At 64.3% G+C, this 423-nt stretch carries 1 protein-coding gene; it reads right to left on the bottom strand.

What is annotated here, in order from left to right; all coding sequences use genetic code 11:
* Positions 1-364, bottom strand: a 364-nt coding sequence (locus tag RM609_RS34285) for a nitroreductase family protein (protein ID WP_311616598.1), incomplete at its 3' end; no start/stop codon positions are given.
* Positions 365-423 lie beyond the last annotated feature (59 nt).

Consider the following 423-nt stretch of genomic DNA (forward strand, 5'->3'; position numbering starts at 1 on the left):
GACCGGGGGTGAGGAGATCAGCCTGACGCAGTCGCTCTCGGTCGGCCATCACGGCAGCGCGATCACGAATGTCGCCGTCGCGCACCACGATGAACCGCCACGGTTGGCTATGGCCAACGCTCGGAGCGCGATGGCCGGCCCACAACACGGTGTTGACGAGTTCTTTGGAGACGTCGTCGTGGCGGTAACGGCGGATGTCACGTCGAGTATCGATAGCGGTGTCCAACCCCTGTTGTACCTGGTCGCCCAGGGACCATCCGGTGGGGTCTGCGGCTCGGGTGGCAGAAGAAGTGGTGTCTCCGATTCGGGGAATAGGGCGGTTCCAGCGCCGACTGGTAGAGGGGTTTTCGTCAGGGATGATCACAGCATGAGGGTAGTGCTCGGCCCGCAGCGGCCTGTGGCCGGGATGGTGTGGCAATGCGG

The organism is Streptomyces hesseae (assembly GCF_031845785.1).
Lineage (GTDB): Bacteria > Actinomycetota > Actinomycetes > Streptomycetales > Streptomycetaceae > Streptomyces > Streptomyces hesseae.